This is a genomic window from Hymenobacter jeongseonensis (genome assembly GCF_015694725.1).
Classification (GTDB): Bacteria; Bacteroidota; Bacteroidia; order Cytophagales; family Hymenobacteraceae; genus Hymenobacter; species Hymenobacter jeongseonensis.
This window is the reverse complement of the sequence record NZ_JADQDQ010000009.1, coordinates 1-25,343: the sequence shown is the minus strand read 5'-3', so window position 1 is coordinate 25,343 and position 25,343 is coordinate 1. Positions and strand designations below refer to the sequence as shown.

Here is a 25,343-nt window from a genome sequence, read left to right as displayed (position 1 = left end):
GCTTGTCGAAGCATCTCTACTGCTTTGTTGCAGCGGTGCAGGCGAAGCGGTAGAGATGCTTCGACAAGCTCAGCATGACGTTCTTTCTAGTGTTGTTTGGCTAAAGCTTTTTACAGGTTCTGCTTCACAAAATTCGTCATCTGGCGGTAGAGGTGCAGGCGCGTGTTGCCGCCCGAGATGCCGTGGTTGCGGTTCGGGTAATAGAGCGTCTGGAAGTCCTTGTCGGCTTTGACGAGGGCGTCGACGAAGGCGATGGAGTTCTGGAAATGCACGTTGTCGTCGCCGGTGCCGTGCACGAGCAGGAACTTGCCTTTCAGGTTTTGGGCGAATTGCACGGGCGAATTCTCGTCGTAGCCGGCGGCGTTTTCCTGGGGTGTTTTCAGGTAGCGCTCGGTGTACACGCTGTCGTAGTAGCGCCAGTTCGTGACCGGGGCCACGGCAATGCCCATCTTGAAGAGGTCGGGGTTTTTGGTCATGGCCAGCGAGGTCATATAGCCGCCGTAGCTCCAGCCCCAGATGCCGATGCGCGATTTGTCCACGTAGGGCAGGCTGCCGAGGTACTTAGCGCCTTCGCCCTGGTCAATGGTTTCGAGCTTTCCCAGGTTGGCATACGTGGCCTTGCGGAAGGCCGAGCCGCGGCCCGAAGTGCCCCGGTTTTCCACCGAAACCACGATGTAGCCCTGCTGGGCCAGCATCTGGTGCCAGAGGTAGTTGGTGAAGGCCGTGCCGCCGCCGGCGTTGTCGAGCACGGTTTGGGCGCTGCCGCTGCCGAAGCTGGGGCCGCCGTACACGTGCATCAGCACGGGGTATTTCTTGTTGGGGTCGAAGTTGGCGGGCTTAATCATCCAGCCGTTCAAATCCACGCCTTCGGAGGTTTTGAAGGTGATGAATTCGTGCTTGCCGAGGTCGTATTGCGTCAGGGTCTGGCGCAACTTGGCGTTGTCTTCCAGGGTTTTCACCAGCTTGCCGCTGGCGCCTTCGCGCAGGCTCACCACCGCCGGCACGCCGGCCGAGGAGTGGGTGTTGAGGAAATACTTGGTGTCGGGGCTCATGTTTACCACGTCGGTGCCGTTGCCGGCCTCGCTGATGCGCTTTTTGCCCGAGCCTTTCAGGTTGATGCGGTAGAGGTGGCGCTGCAGGGCCGAGCCTTCGGTGCTGGTGTAGTACACAAAGCCGGTTTTGGGGTCGAAGCCGTTAATTTGGCTGATTTCCCAGTTGCCTTTGGTGAGCTGGCGCACCTGCTTGCCGTTCATGTCGTGCAGGTAGAGGTGCTGGTAGCCGTCTTTCTCGCTGGTGAAAACGAACTGCTTGCCGCCCGCCAGGTACTTCAAGTCGTCGTTGATTTCAACGTAAGCCGGGTTGGTGTCGGTGAGCACCACGCTGGCTTTGCCGGTGTTGGCGTCGGCGTGCAGAATTTCGAGCTTGTTCTGCAGGCGGTTCAAACGCTGAATGCTGAGCGTGTTCGGCACCTGCGTCCACATCACGCGCGGGATGTACTGGTCGGGCTCGGGGCCCACGTCCATTTTGGTGGTGCGGGCGCTGGCCACGTCGTAGGCATTCACGCCTACTACCGAGTTTTTCTCGCCGGCCTTGGGGTATTTGAAGCGGTATTCCTGGGGGTAGAGGTTGCCCCACTTCTGCATGTCGTACTCGGGCACCTGGCTTTCATCGAAGGTGTAGAAAGCAATTTGCTTGCTATCCGGCGACCAGAAGAAACCCTGCGCAAAGCCAAATTCCTCTTCGTACACCCAGTCGGTCGAGCCGTTGATGAGGTTGTTTTTCACCCCGTTGCTGGTCACGGGAGTTTCCTTCATGGTGGCCAATTCCGTCACAAACACGTTGTTGTCGCGGGTAAAGGCCACGCGCTGGCCATCGGGCGAGAACGTGGCGTAGCCCTGTTTGCCGCCGGCGCTCAGCGGCGTCAGCTTCTTGCTGGCCCGGTCAAACACGTAGTACGTGGCCTGGGCGCTGTGCCGGTAAATGGGCTCCGTATCGGTTGTGAACAGGATTTTCTGCTCGTTCGAGTTGAAGGTGTAGCCGTCCACGTTCAGCGGCTTGGCGGCGCCGGGCAACTGCAGTTCGGCGGCGGCCACCAGGGTAGCCAGGGCTTTGCCGGTTGTCACCTCGTACTGCACAAGGCTGCCGCCTTCCAGCGCCGAGTAGTAGCGGCCGTCGTTCATCCAGTTGAACCCCGGCACGCTAGCGGCGCGGAACGTGGGCTTGGCCCAGATGTCTTCCAGGGTCAGCGGCAGCTTTTGCTGGGCCTGCACCAGGGTGAGAGTGAAGCCCGGAACCAATGCCGGGCCGTTGGCGGCCAGTAGCGCGGCCAGCGCAAAAAAGCGAAAACGCATAAATCGGAAAAGCGTGAGCGAAATAAGGGAGGAAACGGAACGTTAAAGGTAACAACCAGCCGCAGCACCGTCGCGGGGCGTGGCTCCCGCTACCTTTGTAACTATGCGTTTTCGCCTCCTGCTGCTTTTGCTGCCCGTCTTGCTGGGCGCCTGTTCCAAAACCAACGGGCCGGTGCGGCTCGACTTCGTGGGCAACACCACGCTCACCTCCAGCAACCGCACGGTGAGTGCCAACGACACGCTCTCGACCCGCGCCTACGCCGTGGGCAACGACAACGCCCTGCGGCGCCTGCGCATCAGCGTCACCTACGAGCCCGGCCCCGAGCCGTTTCTCTACCCGCTGCCGCTTTCCGGCTTCGACCCCAGCGACGCGCCAGCCGCGCAAACCATCGTCTACCTCGATTCGCTCATCACCCCCATTCAGAGCACCAGCACCTACACTTCGCCCTTCCGGGGCGGCGAGTATTTGTTCGAAAACCGGTTTTCGGCGCGCTCCACTTCCGGCACCGAGGTGTGGCAATACACCGTCACCGACGCCACCGGCGAAAGCGCGTCGCGGGCCTTTCGCCTCACCGTGCGCAAGCCCGATTCGGCGGCTGTGTTCCACAATTACAACCTCGTAGTGCGGCCCCGGCCCCGCACCGCGCTGGCGTTCGATACGCTGCGCGAGCGGGCCCGCGTATTCCTGAACTTGAGCTACGGCCTGCTGCTGCCCAAATACGCCGTGCTCAACAACGAAGCCACGGTGCAGCCCAACCAGCAGTTGGTGGACGTAATTGCCACGGTTCGAAACGGCAGCATCACGCTGGAAGCACCGGCCCACGCCGGCCAATTGCCGCTGCTGCCCGTGGCCAAGTGGCCCATCCGGCGCCGCACCGAATTGCGCCGCACCAACCTAAGCAGCGTCGAATTCAACGCGGCCGCCACTACGGCCGCATTTACAACCGCTTTCACCAACGGCGAGCTATTCACGGCTGCCCCCGATGGCTTGAGCACGGGCGCCTTGGCCAAAGACCAGGTTATCGCCTTCCGGACAACCGAGGGAAAAACAGGTCTGCTGCTCGTTTCCGATGTTGTGCTGGGCACCGCGCCGGTTCTTACCTGCGTGGTTCGGGTGCAGAAGTAGCCGAGGGGTTTGCGGGAACAAAAAAGGCGGCTCCGGAATGGAGCCGCCTTTTAGTATTTCAAAAGCATCGGTTAGAATGTGATGCCGGCTGTGACACTGGTCGTAAAACGGTTGTTGTCTACCTTAATGTACGGCTGCAAGTTGTTCGGCAGCGAGTAAGGCGTGTAGGCCTGGTTAAAGGTGGTGTAAACGGCCGCCGCGTCGAGGAAGAAGTTGCCTTGGCGGATGCCTAGCCCGCCGGTGTAATAATTCTGCGCGCGTCCCAGTTCGGCATCTTCATTATACGGGTCGCCGTAGCGGGCAAAGCCCAGCCGCGCCCGGAAAATATCGAAGCGTGCTTCTCCTCCAACCCGCAGGTTGACGGCGCTTTGGTAGCGGGCTTGAATCTCGCTGTTTTCCGCACTGAAGGAATAATCGTCGCCGTTGACATCCTCCGAGTCGTTGCGCAAGCGGGCTTGGCCGTAATTCACGTATTCCACGTCGCCCGTCACAAAGCCATACTTGCCCAACGTAACCGCTACCCCGCCATTGGCCCGAAAAGGAGATGTAAGTGTGTAGGCGTAGTCATTGGACGGGAAATTTACTGTGGTTTCGCCCACGGGTAGGTCCACCGGCACGCGGTCAGTGCCCTGGCCACTAAAATCCGAGGTCAGGTTTTCATTGTAAGTATCGTTCAGCCGCGTAAACGTTGGCGTTTGCACCGATGCCCCCACGCGCACCTTGTCGGTAGCCCTATAAATCAAGCCCAGCCGCGCATTGATGCCCGTGCCCCGCGTCGTCAACTCGGAGCGGCTGCGCAGTCCGTTGAAGTAGGTATTGGGGTCATCATCGGTTTCGGTCAGTACACGAACTTCGGTGTACTTGGAATTGACGATGCCCAAGGCGCCGCCGATGTATAGCCGGTCGCGGTAGCTAGCGCCGTATCCCAGGTCGAATTGGGATACGGAACCCGAATTGGTAACCGTTTCGCCTTGGTTCAGCACGCTGCCCTGCCGCCGCAACACCACTGCCGAATCGAGACCATTTCGTCCGCGCACAATGTCGGCCAGGTACGCGCCATAGGCCAGGCCCAGGTTCGTTTCGTAATCGTTGGCATCGAATTGACCGTCGAGGTCATCGAAGAAGGCCTGTCCTCGCGCCCCGGCTTCCGGCTGCAGGCGCGACAGAAACGATTGATTATTGTTTATCGTCCCCTGGTAGCTGGAGGCGGTATTAAAGTCGGCTAGTCGGGTAAAGCCCAGGGCGAAGGACCCGGCCCGCCAGTTAGTAGTCTGGTCGTCATCGGGGCGCCGGGTGGTGAACACCAAGCCGCCGCTGGCGATGTGAAAGCTGTTTTTAGTAGCCTCCTGTGCTCCCGAAGAACTGCCATCAATGCTGGCATTGCTTTGCCCAAAGCCAATGCCGGGCGTGAAATGCAGCTCCGACTTTTGGTACATGCCCAGGCCCGCGGGGTTGCTGGTGAGGTTGCCAAAGTCGGCACCGAGGGCTACGTTGGCCCCTCCAATGCCCAGCGTGCGGGCGGGCCCCCCAAACTGAAGGCGAGAGTAGCGCAGCGCATCGGCCGGACCTTGGGCAAAGGCGTGGCCGGCCTGCCCTGCTACAAGGGCCAGGCTAAGCCAGATAATCCGTTTTTTCATGGGGGTAGGAAGAAAAGGAGCCGGCCGTGTGGCCGGCTCGCTTGGGTAAATTTTTTGCAGAAACACCGGTGCCGTACCTAGTTCACTCGGCCCCGGCCACCGGAACGGCCACTGCTGCTGCCGCCATTGTTGCCACCGCTATTGGAGGGCGGTGAGTACGATGGCTGGCTTGAGGGCTGCTGGTAGGTTTCCTGACGGGGTTGCTCGTACGTCCGCTGCGGACGGGGCTGCTCATAGGTAGTGCGGCGCTGGCGGGCGGGCTGCTCTGGCGTTTGAGCGCGCGTGTTGGCTGGTGCTGGACTTGCCGCGGGGCTCTGGGAAAAGCCTTCGCGGCGCCGCTGAACTTCCTGCGGCTGCGGGGCCGGGGCTGGTTGTGCCTGGCTGCGCTCGGGCAGTACTTCGGTAGCCCGCTGCCGGCCACCGGTTTCCTCGCGCACCACGCGGCCCGCACCCTCGGGCTGCTGGCTCATGTCGCGGTACACGGGCTCGTTGCGGCGGCGGGTTTGGTTATACTCGGAACGCGTGCGCGTATCGCCCGAAGGATTTGCGGTAACGGTTTCGGACCGTACCCGGCCTTGTTCGTTGGGCGCGGGCTGGGGCGCCCGGGCTTCTTCGGTGCGGGCGCGGCCCGGGGTTGCTCCGCCGCTGGTGTTGCCGCTCGTGCCCGACGGCCTAACTCCCGACGAGTACCGCGCATCCGAAGCGCGGTTGTTGCGGTGGCCGTAGGTGCGGTTGCTGCGCACGTTCTCGTTGCCGTTGTAGCGGTTGCCGTAGCCAAAATTGCTGCCGTAGTAGCCACCACCATAGTAGCCGCCGCCCCGGCCGTAATACCCACCATACATGGGGCCACCGTAGAAATAAGGGTCGTAAAAACCGGCACCGTAGCCGCGGCCAAACGGACGGCCGTAGCCGTAACCACCGTAGCCCCAGGGCCGCCCAAAGCCAAAGCTGATGCTCAGGCCCGAGCCGTACCCGTAAAACGGGCTGTAGAATGAACTGTAGAAGGGGTCGCAGATACCATAAGGCGAAAAACCACAGGCCCCGATGCCCCAGGCGCCAGCGTAGTTAAGGTTGGTATAGGGGCTGTAGGGTGTGTAATAGCTAACACCAGGGCCGTAGTTGGGCAGGCCCTGCATGTAGGTATAGGTATTGTCGTAGTACTCATCCGACCCGCTGTTTTGGCGGGTCGAGGAGCTGGCGGTGTTGCCGTTGTAGTCCGGGTTGGTGGCCTCCTCGGTTGCCTCCTCGGTGCGGGCCGGCGCAGAGGTCGCCGAGGGCTGGGCCTGACGAACAACGGCCGTGGTGCGGTCTTGGGAAGAATAATAAACGCCGTCGTCTTCCGACGTTGCGAGCCCCGAGGTGCTCGCACAACCACCCAGCGCGAGCAAGGCCAAGGCAGGCAGAATGGCGGTGAGTAGGTTTTTCATGGCTGAAAAATGTATAATGGACAGGCTTACGGTAAAGTAACGACGCAAACGACGGAAGCAGGCGAAAGAACTAATACTCAACGGTAGCTTCGTAATCTGCAACCCAAAGGAAAGTTGCAAAAGCCGGGGCAATGCCGCCAAAGTGAGCATGGATGCCTGATACGAGGTCCGCACATTAATAACGTAATTTGACCCCGAAACGGTGCCCCTGGTTCAGTTCAAATCTTATACCAGAATTAGGAACTTTTTCAATTAAATCTTAGATGCCTCCCATGAGCAAAAAGTTGCCTACCCGCCAAGAAGATTATTCGCTTTGGTACAATGAGTTAGTGAAGCGTGCCGGGCTGGCCGAAAACTCGGCCGTGCGCGGCTGCATGGTTATCAAGCCCTATGGCTACGCCATTTGGGAAAAAATGCAGCGCCAACTCGACGATATGTTCAAGCGCACCGGCCACGAAAACGCCTACTTCCCGCTCTTCGTACCCAAAAGCTTGTTCGAAGCCGAGGAAAAAAACGCCGAAGGCTTCGCCAAGGAGTGCGCCGTGGTAACGCACTACCGCCTGCAAACCGACCCCGACAACCCCGGCAAGTTGCGCGTGGACCCCAACGCCAAACTGGAAGAAGAACTCATTGTGCGCCCTACCTCAGAGGCCATCATCTGGAGTACTTACAAAAACTGGGTGCAGAGCTACCGCGACCTGCCGCTGCTCATTAACCAGTGGGCCAACGTGGTGCGCTGGGAAATGCGCACCCGTCTGTTTCTGCGCACCGCCGAGTTTCTGTGGCAGGAGGGCCACACCGCCCACGCCACCGCCGAGGAGGCCGTGGCCGAAACCCGCCAGATGCTCGACGTGTACGCCGAATTTGCCGAAGAGCACATGGCCCTGCCCGTGGTAAAAGGCGTGAAAACGCCCAACGAGCGGTTCGCCGGTGCCGAAGACACCTATTGCATTGAAGCACTGATGCAGGACGGCAAGGCACTGCAAGCCGGCACCAGCCACTTCCTGGGCCAGAACTTCGCCAAGGCGTTCGACGTCACCTTCGCTACCAAAGAAGGTGGCCTGGAGCACGTGTGGGGCACCAGCTGGGGCGTGAGCACCCGCCTGATGGGCGCCCTCGTGATGGCGCATTCCGACGACGAAGGCCTAGTGCTACCGCCCAAATTGGCGCCAATCCAAGTGGTCATCGTGCCGATTTATAAGTCGGGTGAGCTCGACGCGCTGTTGGAGCGCATTCGGCCCATTCAGCAGGGTTTCATTGCCCGCGGCATTGCGGTGAAGGTGGACAGCCGCGACACCGAGCGGCCCGGCTTCAAGTTTGCCGAGTGGGAAATGAAGGGCGTGCCCGTGCGCTTAGCCATCGGCGCCCGCGACCTGGACGCCGGGACCGTGGAGGTAGCCCGCCGCGACACCAAGGAGAAAATGAGCCTGCCGCTAGCCGACATTGTGGCCAGTGTGGACCAACTGCTCAATGATATTCAGGTGAATATTTACCAGAAAGCCAAGAAATTCCGCGAAACCCACACCACCCGCGTCGACAGTTACGACGAGTTCAAGCGGGTACTGGACAACGAAGCTGGTTTCGTGCTGGCGCACTACGACGGCACCTCCGAAACCGAGGAGCGCATCAAGACCGAAACCAAAGCCACCGTGCGCTGCCTAGCCCTGAACGAGCCCGACGAGGACGGTGTTTGCATGGTGACGGGCCAGCCCAGCGTCCGCCGCGCCTACTTCGCCCGAGCGTATTGATAATCGTTTCTGAATGGAGGCAAAACGTCATGCTGCGCGAGTCGAAGCATGACGTTTTGCTTTCTTGCCGTAGTATATTTCCGTACCGTTTCCCCTAAATCCTTCCGACCATGCCCTGGCTTTCTATTGCGATGCTGCTCTTGTTTGGACTGCTGTTTCTGGCAGCGGAGGTGATTTTTATTCCCGGCACCACGGTGGTGGGCCTGGTCGGGTTTGTGCTGCTGGCGGTGGGCATCTGGATGGGCTACCGCGACTTGGGCACGCCCCTGGGCCACTACGCGCTGGTGACCGTGGCGCTGGTGGCCGGGTTGATTGTCTACGTGGGGTTGCGGCCCAAAAACCTGTCGCGGGTGGCCCTGACCAGCGTCAACAACGCCTCCGTGGACGATGTGCGGCGCGCCGACATGCCGCCCGGTACCTTGGGCCGCACGTTATCGGCGCTGCGGCCGGCGGGCACCGTGCTTTTTGGCGCCGAGCGGCGGGAAGTGGTTACGCGGGGCGAGTTTGTGGCCGCGGGCAGCGACGTGCGCGTGCTGGCCATCGAGCAAAACCGCATTGTGGTGGCGGCTGCATAGAGGCGCTGCACCATGGGTTTCTGATTACAAGAAGGGTGGTACAAGTTGGTATGTGCTCGATGCAGTGCAGAATTCCTCATTACCTTACGGCATGAATTTTCCTATATTCCCTGTAGCCGTTGCAGCGGTTGTGCTGCTGGTGTTCCTGTATTTTTTCCCCATTAGCCTGTGGGTCACGGCTATTTTCTCGGGAGTACGGGTAAGCTTGTTTCAGCTGGCTTTCATGCGCGTCCGGAAGGTGCCGCCGTCCCTGATTGTCAATTCGCTGATTACTTCCACCAAAGCCGGCTTACAACTCACGGCCAACGACTTGGAGACCCACTTCTTGGCCGGCGGCAATGTGCCCAGCGTCATCAAAGCGCTGATTTCGGCCGATAAGGCCAACATTCCCCTCACGTTTAAGCAAGCCACCGCCATCGACTTGGCGGGCCGAAACGTGTTCGAGGCCGTCACCACCAGCGTGAACCCCAAGGTGATTAACACGCCCAACGTGGCGGCCGTGTCGCAGGACGGCATTCAACTCATCGTTATTGCCCGCGTTACGGTGCGGGCCAACATTGCCCAACTCGTGGGTGGAGCCGGCGAAGAAACCATCTTGGCCCGGGTGGGCGAGGGCATCGTGACGAGCATCGGCTCCTCGAAGTCGCACAAAGAGGTGCTGGAAAACCCCGATAAGATTTCCAAACTCGTGCTCTCCAAAGGCTTGGATGCGGGCACGGCCTTCGAGATTCTATCCATCGACATCGCCGACGTCGACATCGGAGAGAACATCGGCGCCAAGCTGCAAATGGACCAAGCCGCCGCCGACTTACGCGTGGCTGAAGCCCGTGCCGAAGAGCGCCGCGCCATGGCCGTGGCCGTGGAGCAGGAAAACCGCGCCAAAACCCAGGAAGCTAAGGCCCGCGTGGTAGAAGCCGAAGCCGAAATCCCCAAGGCCATCGCCGACGCCTTCCGCAGCGGCAATCTGGGCGTGATGGATTATTACAAAATGCGCAACGTGCAGGCCGATACCGACATGCGTGATTCCATTGCCAACCCCGGCGGCAGCGGCAACGTGAAGCCCGGCTCCAGCAATATCACGCCCTGATTACTGTCTTTTACTGGCAGGATGCCCCGTCGAGCCAACAACAAAAAAGCCCCTTGCTGCATGCAAGGGGCTTTTTTGTTGAGTGTTAAGGTGGGCCAATCAGCCGCCGCACGGGTTGTGGTGTCGGTTATTTTTTCGTGATGGTGAACTCCACGCGCCGGTTTTTGGAGCGGGTTTCTTCCTGGTCGTTGCTGGCGATGGGCTTGCTGCCGCCGAAGCCTTCGGTGGTGATGCGGCCGCCGTTGATGCCGTGGCTGCTGAGGTATTTCTTCACCTCGTTCACCCGGTCCTGGCTCAGCTTGAGGTTCAGGGCGGGGTCGCCCTGGTTGTCGGTGTGGCCGGAAATTTTAATTTCCAACGAAGGATACTCTTTCATGATGCGGATGAGGCGCGCCAGCTCAGGGTAAGAATTGGTGTTCAGGTAGTACTTGCTCTGCTGGAAGAAGATGTTGTTCAGCTTCACGGTCTGGCCCACGTTGAAGGGCACGAGGAACAGGTCTTCCTTCTGCTCGGAGTATTTCTCCTTGGCCGTCACGTCGAGGTTGGCGTTTTCGGCGATGTAGCCGACGGCTTCGGCGCGGTAGCCGTACTGCACGCCGCTGGGCAGCACAATGGTGTAAGAACCGTCGCGCGGGTCGGTTTCGGTCACGCCGATTTCCTCACCCGTGAGCAGGTTTTCGTAGTGAATAATGGCCCGGATGGGCTTTTTGGTGTTCACATCCAGCACGCGGCCGGTTACCAGCGTCACCACTTCGGGCTGGAAGGCGGGAGCCAACGAGATGCGGAAGATGTCCTTGGAGCCATCCGTGCCATTGCGCGACGACACAAGGTAGGCATCCTGGCCGGCCGCCGATACGGTGTAGTAGGCATCAAAGTCGGGCGAGTTCACCACGGGGCCAAGGTTGCGGGGCGGGCTCCAGTTGGTCCAAGTGTCGTCGAGGCGTTTGCAGTAGAAAATGTCAGACTTGCCGTAGCCCCCGCGGCCTTCGCTAGCAAAGTACAAAGTCTTCTCGTCGGCGGCGAGGAAGGGCGCAAAATCGGCTTTGTCGGTATTTACGTTCCGGCCCAGGTTCAGCGGTTTGGTCCACTCCACCTGTTTTTTGGGGTCGGCCATGGCGCCCGGCAGCTTGTCGGGCTTCGGAAAGCTGACGTAAATGTCCTGACTACCGATGCCGTCGTTGCGCTCCACGGCCATGAGCAGGGCCTTGCCCGAAGTGGCCAGGCAGGCATCAATGTGCTCGGGGTCTTTATTGTAGTAGTCGTCAATCTGCACTTTTTGAGGTTTGCTCCAGCCAATGGCCGAGCGGCGGCTCATGCTGAAACCTTTGGGCTGCATCAGGCCGTCTTCGTACACGCCGATGAGTAGCGCCGACTGGCCGTTGGCCGATACCGACGCCAGACCGTTGGGGTCTTCGGGGGTGTTGCTGGGCTCGGCCATGTTGCGGGCCGGGCCCCAGGTTTTGTTCTTGCCCGAAACGAGGCGGGAAATCCAAATGTCCTGCGGGTCGCGCACGCCGCCCACGTTGCCGGGGTGGTTTTGCCGGGCAAAGTAGAGCGTGCGGCCGTCGGGCGAAATAACCGGGTGCGTGTCCACGTAGCGCGTGTTCACGTTCGGCCCCAAGTTCACCAGCGACGAGTCGAACTGCGTGGACAGCACCGCATCGGCGCCTTTGGGGGCATCAAATGCCTGTTTTACCATGGTGGAAGCCACGTCGGCAACGCCGATGGCGTCAATCTGATTCACGCCTTCCACCTTGCCGGTGTTCATGCGCACTATCACGCCCAGGGTGCGGTATTCGGCCACCGGAAACCGGATTTCAAGCGTGCGAAAAGGCTCCGGGATGGGGCCTGGCGTGGCGTTGGAATACACCTCGTGCTTGGCCCCCTTGGTGTCCACCAGCTCGACCTTGGTAATGGAGCCGGGGTTGAAGTTTTCGACAATGGTTACTTGCTGGGCTGCAATGGACCGGGCAAACCGGACTTCAATGAATTCGTTGGCACCTTCCTTCTTCGGAATCCAAGCGTCGTTGCTGATTTGCCCCAGCGGCAACGCATTGGGCGTGCCCAATACCTGGGAGGGCGCAAACGCGGCCTTGCCTTCGGCTTTTTGCGAGGAAACATCTACCACGCGGGCTGCCCATAGCACCCTTTGGGCCTGAGCAGCTGGTGCGGCGAGTAGCAACATAACCACCGGGCTGAGAGCCAAAAGGCGGAACACAAAAGAATTAATCATAGAACGAATAGCAGAAAAAGCAAAACCTGCAGGGCACGCCCTAACCATTGCAAAAGCACAGTAGCGGGCCCAAGCGGCTTTATTTACAGCTAACCTAACGAAAAACTATTTCCCAATCCACACCGGCTCATGCATTACCTTCCCGGCGTGGCTCTGTGAACTTACAAAAACGGAGCCGTTAGTCCGTGATAATTCAGTGGTTATCGGTGCTTTTGGGCAAAAGGTTGGCACCACGCCCGCTCCACTGCCGGCGCGCAGGCAAGCCGGGAATATTGCTACTGTTGCTGCTGCTGGGCGGGTTGCCGGGGCGGGCCCAGGTGCTGGTAGGGGCCACGCCATTTGGCCCGGTATTCAGTGGCCTGCAGCCGGCTGTGGCCGATACCGCGCTGCTACTGGTGGCGCGGGCCCGGCGCGTGGGCCTGAGCACGTTTGTGCAAACCACGGGCGCGCGCGGCTACCTGCGGTTGGGGCCGCGCCAGCAGCTGCGCTACCGCCTGGGCACCGACATGATTTACGACTCGCGGGGCACGCCGCCTTTTGTACGGGAAGATTACGGGGCCGACGTCGCCCACGTCTTCACGCTGGATGCTGCCAACCACTGGCAGTTGGGCCAGCAGATTCACTACGATCAAAGCCGCGCCAACGGCACCCGCAGCGGCTTGTGGCTGGGCCGGCTGGGCTACCAGCGCCGCCTGCGCCCCGGCCACGCCACCGACTCGCTTTCCCAAATGCGCCTCACCGTGCTCGGCGGTCTGGCCACCGACCGCCGCAACGGCCGCGACGATGCCGGCGTGGCCTATGGCTTCGATGCAGCCGCCATTTACTTTGCCAATGGCCCTGCTGCGCCGCCGCTGGCCGTGCGCGTGCTGGGCACGCGCGCGGTGCTGGGGCCGCGCACCATGCAGCGCCTCGTGGCCGAAGCCATCGGCGAACAGGCCTTTTTGCCCAATGCGCCGCTCACGGTGCAGGGCCGGCTGGGTTACCGCACCAACTGCGCCGAAGACTACCTGCTGGGCTCGGTGCAGCGCATTCAGTCCGATACGGTGGCAGCGCAGGCAGGCGCTTCGTACCGCATCAACGCTTTCACTACCCTGCGCTCCGACAACAGCGTGCTGCTGCCCACCCGCGCTTTCTTATACCGGCGGCAAGCCGATGCGGCCGACACGCTGCAGGACGTGGGCTACCGCCAGCGCGAACTGGATACGCGCCAGGAATTGCGCTATGCGCGCCCGCAGCTGCAAGCCACAGTAGCCTTCAGCTACCGCGAACGAACCCGGGCCTACTACCTCGACAACTCGCGCAACCTGAGCGTGGCCCGCCTGGCCACGGCTCTGGCCCGGGAGCAGGTGAAGGACATCACCGAGCAAACCACGCTCTGGCAAAGCACGCTCACCTGGCTGCCCACGGCCCGCCACGCCCTGGCGCTGCTGGGCTCGGCCCAGTTGCTGCGGGTGGATGCGCCCAGCAAAGACAACCAGCAAACCCGCGACGAAGCCCAGCACATGGCCCGCCTCACCTGGACCGGCCGCTGGGCCGGGGCCTTTCGCACCACGCTGGGCGTGGCCGGGGAGTACCGCCAAACGGTGTTCATCCGGGCGGGCCTGAGCGCGGAAAACTACGCCGACCGGCTGCTGCATTGGGAGCCGGGCTTCACCTGGGCGCCGGGCAAGCTGAGCATCCGTTCCTACTACCACTTGTGGGTGAGCTACCAGGTGCGCGACCGTGCCAGCGAGCAGGCCCGCAACCGCGCCAGCCGGGTGCTGGAACAAACCCAAAGTATCAGCTACCAGCTGCGGCCGCGCCTGCTGCTGCTGGCCGACTACGTGCGCCGCGAAAACCGGGTGGGCCAGCTCAACTGGGCCCAGTTTCGGGAGAGCCCGCTCGATACCAGCGTCACCCACGACTTCACGCTGGGGGCGCGCCAGAGCTGGGCCGGCCTGCGCGGCAGCACCAGCCTGCGCCTGGGCTACCGCCTGCTGGAGCAGCGCAACTACGGCCGGGCAGCCCTGCTGCTGGACGACCCCACGGGCCCGGCCACGACGCTTATTTTCCTGCACAACGTCACCCGCCAGCACGGTCCCGAAGTGGCGGTGGAGCGCCGCGCCACCGCCGGCTTCAACGTTTCGGCGAGCGTGTGGCTGCAATGGCTACGCACGTTTTCAACGTACACCACCGGCTCCGGTACCTTCATCGGCAGCAGCTACACGGCCCTGGATTTGGCCCGCGAAACCAGCCGGGTGCTGCCGTATTTCGAGCTGACGGCCGAATGGCGCGTGGGGCGGCGGTAATGGGCGCCAGCCTGGGCTGGCAAACACATTAATTCAAGCGACGTCCGGCAAATTATGCCGACAATTCCTTTGGTAGCACCGCCAGCAGCTCCTCGAGCCCAGCTGCTAGCTCCAGGGTCGCTTCAGCCCGCTCCGCAGTGGTGGAGGCGTCAGCTTCCAGGATTTCGAGCCAAGGAGCTATCCGTACGGCTCCCAAGAGGCGCAGCGAGGGCCGTAATTTGTGCGCCAACGCGGCCGCAGTCGGCCAGTCAGCGGCCGGGTGCGCCTGGCGCAGCTCGGCCACGCTGCCGGGGGTATTGGTGTGGAACGAGGCCAAAATGCGGTTCATGAAAACCGTGCTGCCGTGGGCAGTTTGGTGTAGCAGGGCCAGGTCGAAAAGGGGCGGGGCTTCGTCGGTGCTGGCCAGTGCCGGTTCGGCGATGGATTCCGGCTGGGGTTCCGGTGTGGCCTCGGGCGCGGCCCGAGGCGTTTCGGGAGCGGCTTCTGTCGGGGGCGCCGTCGCGCCGGCCATCAAGGCGGCCAGCTTGCTGAGCAGCTCGGCTTCGTCGAAGGGCTTGGGCAGGGTGTCGTTCATGCCGGCCGCGGCATATTTCTCGGCATCGGCCCGGAAGGCATTGGCCGTGAGGGCCAGGATGGGCGTGGCGGCCCGCACGGCGTCGTAGTGCGCCCGGATACGCGCAGTGGCTTCCAAGCCGTTCATGCCCGGCATCTGAATGTCCATCAGAATGGTATCGTAGCGGCGCTCTTCAAACAGCTCCAAGGCTTCGATGCCACTGTTGGCTTCGTCGACCAGTACGCCGTGGCCTTCCAGCAGCAGCTTGGCCACTTCGCGGTTCACGGGGTTGTCTTCCACCAGCAGCACGCGCCGGCCGCGCACGGCCGCTTCCTGCATGGGCGCGCTGGGCGCCATGGCGCGCTGGCGCGCTTCGAGGCTGGCTTTGGGCAGCGTGGTCACGAACGAAAACGAACTGCCTTGGCCCTGCTGGCTTTGCACCGTGAGGCGGCCGCCCATTTGGGCCACCAGCGCCCGGCTGATGCTCAGGCCCAAGCCCGTGCCGCCAAACTGCCGCGTGGTGTCGGCGTAGGCTTGGGTAAATTCCTGAAAGATGCTTTCCAGCTTATCGGCCGCAATGCCAATGCCGCTGTCCGTTACGCGGAATTCGGTGGTGAGGGTATCTTCGGTTTCGCTCACGAAATAGCCTCCCACCGCCACCGTGCCGCCCGCGGGCGTGAACTTGATGGCGTTCGAAAGCAGGTTAATCAGAATCTGATTCAGGCGGTAGGAGTCGCCGAGCACCCACGGCAGTGGGCAGGAGTCGCGCAGCAGCGTGCCCACCACCCGAATGCCTTTCTCCTGCGCCTGCATCACCAGGGGCTGGGCCGCGTGGCCCATCGAATCGCAGAGGTTGAAGGCGGCTTGCTCCAAATCCAGCTTGCCGGAAGTGATTTTGGCCATGTCGAGCACGTCGTTCACCACGTTGAGCAAGTGGCGGCCGGAGTGCTGAATGATGGTGGTGTAGTTGAGCTGCTGCTCGCTGAGGCCGGTTTTGGCTAGCAAGCTGGTCATCCCCAGCACCCCGTTGAGCGGCGTGCGAATTTCGTGACTCATGTTGGCCAGGAAGTTTTCGCGAGCTGTGGCCGACGCTTCCGCTTCCTGTTGGGCTTTTTTGAGTTCGGTAATGTCGGTGCTCACGCCCAGCACCTGGGCCGTGCCGTCGGCGAGCACCAACGGGCAGCGCACGCTCTGGAACCAGCGTTCTTCGCCATTGGCCAATACCATGGAAATCTGAATGGTGAGGGCCTGGCCATCTTCGAGCACTTGCTGGTCGGCGCGCGTAGAGGCCTTGAGTTCCTCCTTGCTCATGGCGGCTTCCATGGTCGGGGCACCGGCCACTTCGCTCACCAGGCTCCGGAAAGCCTTCATTTGGGCATTCTCAAACACGGTGCGGCCTTCGGCATCGCGCACCCAGATGAGGTTGGGGTTTAGGTCGAGGACGAGTTGGGTAAAGGTTTGTTGGGCCAGCACCTGCGCGTCGCTTTGGCGGGAGCGCGCCTCGGCCTGCCGCCGCACGGTGTTGTCGAGCCCGTAGCACATTACTTCGCGCAGTACCCCGCTGGCGCCAAATATCGGTTGGTAGTAGCACTGCCAATGGGTGGCCATTTCGCCATTAGCGGCGGGCCATTGCTCTTCCCAACTCACCACTTGGCGCGTGGTAACGGCGCGGTCGAACAAGCGGCGGCGGCGCACGGCCAGCGCGGGCGGCAGCCCAATGGCGGCGCTGTGCTCGGCAAAATTTAGGCCCACGCGGGCTTGGCGTTTCGCCGCATCGGGCTCCGAATAGGGGTTGAGGTAGCGGTAGCGCTGGTCGGGGTCGAGCACCGTCACCACGGCCGGCAGGTGGGCCAGAATGGTTTCGTAAAATGCCCGCTGGTCCAATGTTTCCTGCTCGGCCTGGCGCCGGGCCGTCACGTTGGTGAGGTACAGCATGGCAAAATCCTCTTCCGGCACCGGCACTGCAAATAGTAGGAAATGCTGGCCGTTGGCCTGTAGTTCCCGTTCCAGGGGTTCGCCCGTGCGCAGCGTTTGGGCGGCGGCCTGAATGAGCTGCGGCCGCACGCGCGAAGGACCTGTCGCACGCAATTCGCCGGCCAACATGGCCGCCGACGGGTTGGCGTACAACAATTCGCCGGAGCTACTCACCCGCATGATGGGGTTGGGGTTGAGTTCGGGAATGCGGCTCTTGCTGCGAAACCCTTCTAAATCGGCTTCGGCCTGCTGGCAGCGGGCGCGCTCGGCCAGGACCAAAGCGCGCAGTTCGGTCGGGTCGGTTGGTAGGGTCAGGTTGTTGTCAGCATTCTTCACAGTACAAAGATGCTTGACAATAAGCGGAACCTAAGCAGCCGCTTTGTACTGGCAGCGAAGCCGCTGGTAGCGGCTTGCCGAGGCTACAATTCCTTGCGCAAACGAGCCACCGGAATGTTGAGCTGCTCGCGGTATTTGGCCACCGTGCGGCGGGCAATGTTGTAGCCGCGGGCATTGAGCATTTTCTCCAGTTTGTCGTCGCTCAGCGGCCGTTCCTTGTTCTCGTTGCCAATCAGGTCTTTCAGAATGCTCTTAACCTCGCGGCTGGAAGCGTCCTCGCCCGAGTCGGTGGCAATGCCTTCGGAGAAGAAATACTTGAGCGGATAAATGCCGAATTCGGTCTGGATGGACTTGGAATTGGCCACTCGGCTCACGGTCGAAATGTCCATGCCGATGCGCTGGGCAATGTCCTTCAAAATCATGGGCTTGAGCTTGCCCTCGTCGCCTTCGGCAAAGAAGTCGCGCTGCAGCTCCACAATGGCGTTCATTGTGCGCAGCAGCGTGTTCTGGCGCTGCCGGATGGCGTCGATGAACCACTTGGCCGAGTCCAGCTTCTGTTTCACGAAGGTCACGGCCTCCTTCATTTTCTGGTCCTTCTTGGCCGCCTTGTCGTAGGTCCGGAACATCTCCGTGTAGGCCGGACTCACGCGCAGCTCGGGGGCGTTGCGGGCGTTCAGGGTCAGGTTAAAAATGCCGTTGTCGTTCGTGAGAATGAAGTCGGGCATCAAATACTGCGTTTTGCCCAAGCCGCTGGGGCCGCTGCCGCCGGGCTTGGGGTTCAGCTTCAGAATCACGTTGATGGCCTCTTTCAGCTCATCATCCTCCAAATCCAATTTTTGCTGAATGCGAGGGTAATGTTTCTTGCTGAACTCCTCAAACGTATCCGTCAAGATGCGCTCGGCATTCACCGTGTTTTCGTCTTGGGGCCGGCGCTCCAGCTGCAGGAGCAGGCACTCGGGCAGGTCGCGGGCGGCAATGCCGGGCGGGTCGAAGCCCTGCACCACGCGCAGTACGGCTTCTATTTCGGCCACCGTTACTTCCAGGTTTTGCGAGAAAGCCAAGTCGTTGGCAATGGCCGAAAGGTCGCGCCGGATGTAGCCGTCGCCGTCAATCGAGCCGATAAGCTGCTGGCCAATGGCCTCCTGGCGCTCGTCCAAATCGGCAAAGTGCAGCTGGTCCATGAGCGAATCCATGAGCGAGCCGCTGGTGTCGGCCAGCGGGGTGTCGCGCTCTTCCTCTTCGCCGGGGCCGTCTCCCTGCATCTTGTAGCCCGCTATTTCGTCGTCGTTGAGGTAGTCGCTCAGGTCGAGGTCAGTGTTATCGGCGGCCGTTTCGGAGTCAACCGGGCCGTCGTCTTTGGGCAAAAGGTCCGGCTCGGGCATTTCGTCGGCCATTTCCTGGTCGGCGCCGCGGTCGTCGAAATCTTCGTCCAGCGTGTTTTCGTCGTTGTCGAGGCTTGCATCGGGGTCGTCCGAGTCGTCGCTGTCGTCATCGTCGCGTTCCAACTCCTCGGGTTCGTCGGCTTCGTCTTCTTCCAAAGCCGGATTCACCTCCATCTCTTCTTTGATGCGGGTTTCCAGCTCGGCCGTAGGTATCTGCAGCAGCTTAATAAACTGAATCTGCTGCGGGCTAAGCTTTTGGGAAAGGAGCTGTTTAAGGTCGAGGCGTTGCATAGGAGCGAAAATACGAAAAGGGCGGGCCGACGGTCGTTTTTACTAAAACTTGGCCCGAAAAGTTGAGGTCCTGTACCTCCGGCTTTTGATTGAAACGGCGTCCCCACAGCGGCGACCATTCCTATTCAACGATTCTCCCATTAAAAGGTGGAGTTACGGCTACCTTTGCCCTCTTACAATCCGTTATCCGCAAGTTATGTCCCTCAAACGGTCCACCGTGCAGCAGCTTCTGTCGAGCCAGGAGCTCGACCGCGAAGTCCTCGTCAAAGGCTGGGTTCGCACCCGCCGCGGCAATAAATATGTGCAGTTCATTGCCGTCAACGACGGTTCTATCATCCACAATATCCAAGTGGTGGCTGATGCGGAAAAGTTTCCCGAAGAAGACCTGAAATATGTCACCACGGGCTCGTGCGTGGCCATTCGCGGCAAGCTCGTCGCCTCGCAAGGCAAGGGACAAACCGTGGAAATCCAAGCCGCTGAAATCACGGTGCTGGGCAAGTCGGATGCGGAAGCCTACCCGCTGCAAAAGAAAGCCACCTCGCTGGAGCATTTGCGTGAAATCGCCCACCTGCGCCCCCGCACCAACACGTTTGGGGCAGTGCTGCGTGTGCGGCATGCCCTGGCTTTCGCCATTCACGACTACTTCAACAAAAACGGTTTTTTCTACGTCCACACGCCCATCATCACCGGCTCCGATGCCGAGGGCGCGGGCCAGATGTTCCGCGTGACCACGCTGTCGCCCGAGCACCCGCCCCGCACCGCCGACGGCTCGGTGGACTTCTCGGAGGACTTTTTCGGCAAGCAAACCAACCTCACCGTGTCGGGTCAGCTCGAAGGTGAACTGGCGGCCATGGCCTTGGGCAGCATCTACACCTTCGGCCCCACCTTCCGGGCTGAGAACTCCAACACCGCTCGCCACCTGGCCGAGTTCTGGATGATTGAGCCCGAAGTGGCTTTCAACGAGCTCGAAGAAAACATGGATTTGGCCGAGGATTTCCTCCAAAGCCTGGTGAAATACGCTCTGGAGCACTGCGCCGACGACCTCGCTTTCCTCAACGAGCAGTACGACAAAGAGCTGCTCGGCCGCTTGCATTTCGTGGTGGACAACGCCTTCCAGCGCCTCACCTACACCGAGGCGGTGGAAATCCTGAAGTCGGCGAAGCAGAAGTTTGAATTCCCCGTGGATTGGGGCACCGACTTGCAGTCGGAGCACGAGCGGTACTTGGTGGAGAAGCACTTCAAGAAGCCCGTTATTCTCACCAACTACCCGAAGGAAATCAAGGCTTTCTACATGAAGCTGGACGACGACGGCCGCACCGTGCGCGCCATGGATGTGCTGTTTCCCGGCATCGGCGAAATCATCGGCGGCTCGCAGCGCGAGGAGGATTACACGAAGCTCACCACCCGCATGGCCGAAATGCACGTGCCCACCGACGAGCTGGACTGGTACCTCGACACCCGCCGCTTCGGCACCGCGCCGCACGCTGGCTTCGGCCTGGGCTTCGAGCGCCTCGTGCTGTTCGTGACGGGCATGAGCAACATTCGCGACGTGATTCCCTTCCCGCGCTATCCCAAGAACGCAGCGTTTTAAGCGCCTTAATGATTACAAAAAAAGCGGCCCAACGAAGAGCCGCTTTTTTTGTGGGGTAATGGCAACGATTCAAGCCGGCTAATGCCGAATGGAATCGTACTGAGCTACGGCCTGCCGGTGAATGAGCTGCTGCAGCGAAAGCCCGGTTTCGGCCGATTTGGACCACCATTTGTCAGCCAAATCCGGAATGGCGGCGATGCGGGTTTCAAACGCCTTGATGCGCGCCGAATCGGCGCGGGTGTAGGGCGTGAAAATGTTGTAGGCATCGTCGCTGAACCCGCCGTCGAGGTGAATCATATTGTACTCGGTGAAGAGTATCATGATGATGTCGCGACTCAGGTACTGCTGCTTGCGGTCGAGCGCGCCCACGGCCCGGCCTTCGGGGTGCTCGTCGGGCCAGGAAACCTCGGTGTTGTAGTACCAAAAACGCGACTGTTTGTTGTCAAACGCTTCGTTGATAAATGGATACATAATGGGCCAGCAGAAACTGTCGCCGATGAGCAGCAGGTTAGGTTGGCGTTGGCCGGGCTTCAGGGGCTGCGCCACGGCCGTGGGGTAAGCCATGGGGTAAGCCGCGGCGGGCCACATCAGGTTCATGGCTTTGGCAATGTCGTTGTCGCTTTCGCGCGGCTCGCGGGTGATGTCGCCCGGTACCAGACGGAAGTCGCGCAGCTCGTGTCCATATAGCTTTTCCACGTAGCATAGGAGAGTGTCGCCGGCCAGTTTGGCGCCGTAGCTGCTCCAGTGAATGCCGCCCCGCGGAAAAAGGGGATGGGAGGTGGTGTCCTTCCAGGCTCGAAAGGCTTGGCTTAAATCCAGAAAATTGACCCCTGCCGCCCGCAGGGCCGCCGAGTAAGCTTGGTAGTTCGACTTCCCCGGCTTTTGCTGGCGGTAGTAGCTGGGCAGGTATTCGGGCATGAATGAAGCTTTGCTTGGGGCCACCACGAACACCAGCAGCTTGCCGCGCCGGGCCAAAGTATCCTGCACCGCCCGAAAGCGCCGGACGTGGTGCTGCACCACGGAATCAGCCATTAAATCCTGGCCCAGGTACGTGAGCACGGGCCGTTCTTCGTATAGCACATTGTCGCGGCCTACAAGCACACGGTTGGCGCGCGCCACGTTAAGAAAGGTGTAGGAAAACTGGTTGCGCAGGCGAATAAACCATTCGCGAAAGCCCACCCGCGCTTCCAGGTAATGCTCCAGGTCGGTCTGGTAGCTGTTGTTCTGCAGACCGGCCCAGTCCAGCTCTGGGTGTGGGGCCGTGCTGGCGGTGTAACCGCCGAGAGCATCCATTTTCACTACCTTGAACTTGGCCTGCACCGCGGGCAGCAGCAACATCAGCAGCAGCGCCACCAGCAAGGCATGTTTGCCCTTATAAGGAATATTGGCTGACATATGGCGGGAGTGCTAAAAGCGGAAATACTGAACGAACTGCTGGCTGCCAGAGCCAGTATGGTTCAAAACTACGGTGTTAAGTCAGTCATCGGCAATGTGGCTGTGGTCAGGGCCTCTTGGGGCAACTCAGGGTCTATTGCTCAAGGTAGTAGGTGGCCACGGCTTGCTCGTGCATCCGCTCGGCAAAGCCAGGTTGGGTCTGCGCTTCCCAGCTCTGTTGACTGACAAATTTTCGCTCGATTTCTCGTATCCGTTCTTTGTCCTCGTTACTTTGCGGATGGTAAAGGTCGAACAATCGCGGCGTTAGCTCAAACTCGCGGGAGTAGAGGTTGCCCTCGGATACCAGCACCAGAACAATTTGCCGGCTTTCCACCTGCTGGCGCAGGTCCAACTTTTTGACTTCGCTGCCAGCAGGGTCTTTGTGTTCGAAAGAGTCGGGAAGGTAAACAGTGCTGTTGTAGTACCACAGGCGGGATTCTGGGGCGAAGGAGTGCTGAATGAAAGGAGAGAAGAACATGAGCCCCCAACTGAAACTATCACCAACCAGCAGCAGATTGGGCCGCCGTTCGCCGGGGCGGGCGGGCGCGGGGCCCAGGCGCGGGTACACTGACGGATAAGCCGAAAGGGACTGAAACATATTCAGCGGGCGGCTTAAGTCGGCGTCCATTCCCCGAGCAGTGTCCGTTATCACCGGCAGGCCGATGGCCCGTAGGCGCGGCAGTGGCGTGTGCAGCAGGTGCTCGACCCGCCCGGTGATGGTATCGGCCGAAAGAGCGGCCCCCACGGCATTCCAGTGCGTGCCGCCCCACGAGAACAGGGGGTAGCGGGCGGTGTCTGCCCAAGCCTTAAATAGTGAATTCAGGTCGAGTAAGGCCACGCCCTGCTGCCGCATTTCCGCCGTAAAAACCTCATAGTTCGACTGTCCGAGCCGGGGTGTTGGCAAGTGTGGGGGCAGCAGGTGTGCCAAGTGCCGGGCTTTATTGGGTGCCATAATGAACAGGAGTGGGATACCCCGGGCGGCCAGGTCCTGCTGTACTTGCTTGAATTGCTTCACCCGAAACCGGATTTGTAAAGAGGCGATGGTGTCCAGCCCCAGATAAGCCTTGATGGGGTAATCCTGAAAAATGACGCCCTGTTGCCCAATAACCATGAAGGGCGAGCTAGAAGCTTTAAATAGGGTAAAGCGCAGCTGATTCCGCAGGCGAATTAGCCCTTCACGGAAGCCAAGACGGGTTTCCAGGTAGCGTTCCAGGTCGGTTTGGTAGGTGTTGTCGCGCAGTTTCTGCCAGTTCAGCACCGCGCGAGGCGCCTGTTCGGCAAAGTTGCCTTCGAGTGGAGCCAATTGGATAAGCCTGAACTTGGCCTGCACCGCGGGCAGCAGCAACATCAGCAGCAGCAGCCATAGCAGCACCCGCTTTGCTCGTTCTTGATTGGTGGCCAACATGAATGCGCAGGCTTAGAAACGGAAGTAGATGAACGGATTGAAGGAGCTGCCGGCCACGTAGCTCACGGCCAACAGTAGCAGCACGGCCGTGACGGTGCTCAGGCCTGCGGCTTGGCGGAAGCTGAAGTGTGAGGTAGCCAGCAGGCCCAGCTCGGCCCGTTCGGCGCGGGGCCAGGCCGCCACAAAGGCAATGGCCGCTGCTAGGGCCAGTATGGTCCAGAATTCCGGCGTGAAGTAGGGCACCGGCAAAGTGGCGGCCGTGGGCGCCTGCGGCACCATGGCCCGCAGATAAGCCAGTGCCTGGGCTAGGCTTTCGGCCCGAAACAGCACCCAGCCAATAACGGTGACGATGAAAGTGGGAATGATGCTTAGCGCTCCTAGCCGCTGCGAAATCCTAAGGAGAAAAAGCCGGTCCAGAATCAGAAACAACCCATGATATGCGCCCCAAGCAATGAAATTCCAGGCGGCGCCGTGCCAGAAGCCGGAGAGAATGAACACGGTCCAGAGGTTGATATATAGTCGGCTGGGCTTCACACGGTTGCCGCCCAGCGGAATATAGAGGTAATCGCGCATCCAGCGGCCCAGCGTGATGTGCCAGCGCTGCCAAAACTCGGTGATGGACCGCGAGATGTAGGGGTTGTTGAAGTTTTCGGGAAATTGAAAGCCCATCATCCGGCCCAGGCCAATGGCCATATCGGAGTAGCCCGAGAAGTCGAAATAAATCTGAAATGTGTAGGCCACGGCCCCCAGCCAAGCCGTGGCCGGACCGAGTGAAGCTGGAGTGGTGGCGAAAATTATATCGGCCTGCTCGCCCAACACGTTGGCGATGAGCACCTTCTTTGCCAAGCCGATGACGAACCGGAACAAGCCGGCCAACTTCTGGTCCACGGTGTCGAAGGCGGTGCGGTCGGTGAGCTGCCCGGCAATCTCGTGGAAGCGCACAATCGGCCCGGCTATCATCTTGGGGAACAGCATGATGTAGAGCAGGAAGTCGGCGAAAGACTTCAGTGGCTTGTTCACGCCGCGGTACACATCGATGGTATAGGTGAGCTTTTCGAAGGTGAAAAATGAAATGCCGATGGGCAACACAACTTTTTCCCAAGTGAGCGGCGGCCCGCCAAAGTAGCTGCGTAGGGCGCTGGCATTGTCGAGAAAGAAGTTGGCGTATTTGAAATAGAACAGCATTCCTACGTTGAGTAGGATGCTGATGATTAAGAAAATGCGCTGCTTCCATCGCTCCGACGTGGCATCCATGAAGCGGATGAGTACAAAGTTTATCAACACCGAGCCCAGAAACAGGGCTAGGAAATTCAGCCCGCCCCAAGCATAAAATCCCAGGCTGGCCAACAAGGCCACGGTATTCTTGAAGCGTGTCGGTACTGCATAGTAAAGGAGCAGAAATCCAGGAAGAAAGTAGAAGAGGAAAAGCGTACTGCTAAAAACCATGGAATGTGAGAACTGTGCAAGTGGGCAGTTTCAAAGCTACGCAACCCAGCCTAAACCCATAAAAAAGACCTGCCCCGATGAAGGGGCAGGTCTTGAAAAGTGGTTGGTGGCAGCGGCTTATTTGCTGCTTGTTGGTTTGTCGTACTTGGCCTGGTAGGCGGTGTAGAGCGACCAGGGCTCGGAGCCGAGGTAGTCCATGACCACGGGGTGGAAGGTGGTGGTGTTGGCGCCCTGCAGGCTGGTGGCCCGAATCCAGCGGCCGCTGCGCTTGACCACGTACTCGCGGGCCGGCACGTCGTAGAAGCCGTCGACCTCGGGGATGTAGTAGTAGCGCTTGCCGGCCGGCAGGGCCGGGCCCCAGCTCGGGGCCGTCACCGTGGCCTTGTCGTACTTGGCCTGGTAGGCGGTGTAGAGCGACCAGGGCTCGGAGCCGAGGTAGTCCATGACCACGGGGTGGAA

Annotated in this window: 16 protein-coding genes; 6 read left to right on the top strand and 10 right to left on the bottom strand. The window is 60.5% G+C overall.

Annotated elements, in window-relative coordinates:
- Positions 1-110: 110 nt before the first annotated feature.
- Positions 111-2,351, bottom strand: coding sequence for a S9 family peptidase (locus tag I2I05_RS16610; protein WP_196283385.1), 2,241 nt, complete (start codon positions 2,349-2,351; stop codon positions 111-113).
- A 103-nt stretch (positions 2,352-2,454) separates the two neighbouring features.
- Between I2I05_RS16610 and I2I05_RS16605 the strand changes: the two genes are divergently transcribed.
- A complete protein-coding gene (locus tag I2I05_RS16605; RefSeq protein ID WP_196283384.1) occupies positions 2,455-3,477 on the top strand; it encodes a hypothetical protein in 1,023 nt (340 codons plus the stop codon).
- A 71-nt stretch (positions 3,478-3,548) separates the two neighbouring features.
- On the opposite strand, the gene I2I05_RS16600 is transcribed toward I2I05_RS16605, so the two are convergent.
- Both I2I05_RS16600 and I2I05_RS22370 read right to left on the bottom strand, forming a co-directional pair.
- A complete protein-coding gene (locus tag I2I05_RS16600; RefSeq protein WP_196283383.1) occupies positions 3,549-5,114 on the bottom strand; it encodes an OmpP1/FadL family transporter in 1,566 nt (521 codons plus the stop codon).
- Positions 5,115-5,191: 77 nt separating this feature from the next.
- Positions 5,192-6,541, bottom strand: a complete 1,350-nt coding sequence (locus I2I05_RS22370; protein ID WP_196283382.1) for a hypothetical protein — start codon at positions 6,539-6,541, stop codon at positions 5,192-5,194.
- A gap of 272 nt (positions 6,542-6,813) precedes the next feature.
- Between I2I05_RS22370 and proS the strand changes: the two genes are divergently transcribed.
- The 3 genes from proS to floA all read left to right on the top strand — a co-directional run bounded on the left by proS (position 6,814) and on the right by floA (position 9,951).
- Positions 6,814-8,289, top strand: coding sequence for a proline--tRNA ligase (proS, locus tag I2I05_RS16590; protein ID WP_196283381.1), 1,476 nt, complete (start codon positions 6,814-6,816; stop codon positions 8,287-8,289).
- Positions 8,290-8,399: 110 nt separating this feature from the next.
- A complete protein-coding gene (locus I2I05_RS16585) occupies positions 8,400-8,864 on the top strand; it encodes an NfeD family protein (protein WP_196283380.1) in 465 nt (154 codons plus the stop codon).
- A gap of 91 nt (positions 8,865-8,955) precedes the next feature.
- Entirely contained in the window at positions 8,956-9,951 is a 996-nt protein-coding gene (gene floA / locus I2I05_RS16580; RefSeq protein ID WP_196283379.1) for a flotillin-like protein FloA, read from the top strand.
- Positions 9,952-10,078: 127 nt separating this feature from the next.
- Here floA and I2I05_RS16575 read toward each other — a convergent pair whose 3' ends face one another.
- Positions 10,079-12,184 (bottom strand): OmpA family protein, encoded by a 2,106-nt coding sequence (locus I2I05_RS16575; RefSeq protein ID WP_196283378.1) that lies wholly within the window; start codon positions 12,182-12,184, stop codon positions 10,079-10,081.
- A gap of 272 nt (positions 12,185-12,456) precedes the next feature.
- Here I2I05_RS16575 and I2I05_RS16570 point away from each other — a divergent pair, with 272 nt between their 5' ends.
- Entirely contained in the window at positions 12,457-14,472 is a 2,016-nt protein-coding gene (locus I2I05_RS16570; protein ID WP_196283377.1) for a hypothetical protein, read from the top strand.
- Between the two features lie 52 nt (positions 14,473-14,524).
- Here I2I05_RS16570 and I2I05_RS16565 read toward each other — a convergent pair whose 3' ends face one another.
- Both I2I05_RS16565 and rpoN read right to left on the bottom strand, forming a co-directional pair.
- Complete coding sequence (locus I2I05_RS16565; protein WP_196283376.1) at positions 14,525-17,335, bottom strand: response regulator; 2,811 nt, start codon at positions 17,333-17,335, stop codon at positions 14,525-14,527.
- 83 nt (positions 17,336-17,418) lie between these two features.
- Positions 17,419-19,008: an RNA polymerase factor sigma-54 gene (gene rpoN, locus I2I05_RS16560; RefSeq protein WP_196283375.1), complete on the bottom strand. Its 1,590-nt coding sequence runs from the start codon at positions 19,006-19,008 to the stop codon at positions 17,419-17,421.
- A gap of 196 nt (positions 19,009-19,204) precedes the next feature.
- On the opposite strand from rpoN, the gene asnS reads away from it, so the two are divergent.
- Positions 19,205-20,599, top strand: coding sequence for an asparagine--tRNA ligase (gene asnS / locus I2I05_RS16555; RefSeq protein WP_196283374.1), 1,395 nt, complete (start codon positions 19,205-19,207; stop codon positions 20,597-20,599).
- Between the two features lie 78 nt (positions 20,600-20,677).
- On the opposite strand, the gene I2I05_RS16550 is transcribed toward asnS, so the two are convergent.
- The 4 genes from I2I05_RS16550 to I2I05_RS16535 form a co-directional block, all read right to left on the bottom strand.
- Positions 20,678-21,994: an alginate O-acetyltransferase AlgX-related protein gene (locus tag I2I05_RS16550; protein ID WP_196283373.1), complete on the bottom strand. Its 1,317-nt coding sequence runs from the start codon at positions 21,992-21,994 to the stop codon at positions 20,678-20,680.
- A 133-nt stretch (positions 21,995-22,127) separates the two neighbouring features.
- On the bottom strand, positions 22,128-23,438 hold the full coding sequence (locus tag I2I05_RS16545) for an alginate O-acetyltransferase AlgX-related protein (RefSeq protein WP_196283372.1): 1,311 nt from the start codon (positions 23,436-23,438) through the stop codon (positions 22,128-22,130).
- Positions 23,439-23,450: 12 nt separating this feature from the next.
- A complete protein-coding gene (locus tag I2I05_RS16540) occupies positions 23,451-24,794 on the bottom strand; it encodes an MBOAT family O-acyltransferase (protein ID WP_317192365.1) in 1,344 nt (447 codons plus the stop codon).
- 207 nt (positions 24,795-25,001) lie between these two features.
- Positions 25,002-25,343, bottom strand: a 342-nt coding sequence (locus I2I05_RS16535; protein ID WP_230688380.1) for a hypothetical protein, incomplete at its 5' end; no start/stop codon positions are given.